The sequence below is a fragment of the Vibrio sp. YT-18 genome, assembly GCF_033337345.1.
GTDB lineage: Bacteria > Pseudomonadota > Gammaproteobacteria > Enterobacterales > Vibrionaceae > Vibrio > Vibrio alginolyticus.
On sequence record NZ_JAWOQO010000170.1, the window covers coordinates 1 to 1,192 of the forward strand.

Sequence of the window (1,192 nt, forward strand, 5' to 3'; positions counted from 1 at the left end):
CACTGTGACTGAATGGCTCGGCGTGAACGGCGATTGTTGCGCAGCCCATCGAAGCTAAATACCACAAGAGCTCCCCAAATAAAGGCGAACGTAATCGCTTTATCCATCGTGAAGGTCTCGCCGTAAATTAACACTGCAAGCAAGAACATCAGGCTAGGGCCGATGTACTGGAAAAAGCCGAGCGTTGATAATTTGAGGCGAGTCGCGGCACCAGTGAAGCACAGCAATGGCAAGGTCGTCACCACACCGGCTGCAATCAACAACGTATTGAGCTGCCATGGGTTTTCAATCATGTTTGCCGTTGGTGAACTGGCAATAAACAGAAGATAAACGGCGGCAGCGGGTAATAAGATTAGCGTTTCGACAAACAAACCCGTTTGAGCATCCACCGCGACTTTCTTACGTAGCAAACCGTAAAAACCGAAGCTCATCGCCAACGCCATCGCTACAATTGGCACCGAACCAAAGACGATCAACTGCACCAAAACGCCACATCCTGCCAATACCACAGCAAACCATTGCAGCTTACGTAGTCGCTCGCCCAAGAACACCATACCGAGCAACACGTTAATCAGCGGGTTGATGTAATAGCCTAAGCTGGCATCCAGCATGTGATTGGAGTTAACCGCCCAAATGAAGATCAGCCAGTTGCCACCAATCAATACCGAACTGGAAAGCAAATACGCGATTTTCTTTTTATCTGTGGCGATGTGATAAACCGAGCGCCAGTGACGGCCAAAATGAAGAAGTGCGGCAAGCAAAAAGAAAGACCAAATCACTCGGTGGCTTAGGATCTCGAGAGGAGACACTTGTGCTATCGATTTAAAGTACATGGGCGCAATGCCCCACATCGTGTACGCGCCAACCGCAAGCAGGACACCTTGCCGCGCGCGCTGTTGTTCTTCTGGTGTCATGAAGTGTCACCTAATTGTGTGTTTATAGAGCAGAAAATCAGTATACGAGCCGTGGTGTGAAACACCTAACAATTTGCGGTTTTATTCACCATGAAACCCCATTACAATGTGCCCTCACTTTGTGTGCTGGTGGCATGCAAAAGCATTTCTACATCACCCAATCTGAGATTTTTCATGACCTCAACTTTGTTAGCCGAACAATCAGACTCACCTGTAACGCCTCAACGTGTGTTGGAGGAAGTTTTCGGTTATCAAACGTTTCGTGATGGCCAGCAAGA

General features: G+C 48.4%; 1 protein-coding gene. It reads right to left on the minus strand.

The features are described from left to right. Positions 1-914 (minus strand): EamA family transporter RarD (gene rarD, locus R7M72_RS25200; RefSeq protein WP_005497386.1); only part of this gene is annotated, 914 nt, incomplete at its 3' end. Positions 915-1,192: the final 278 nt, after the last annotated feature.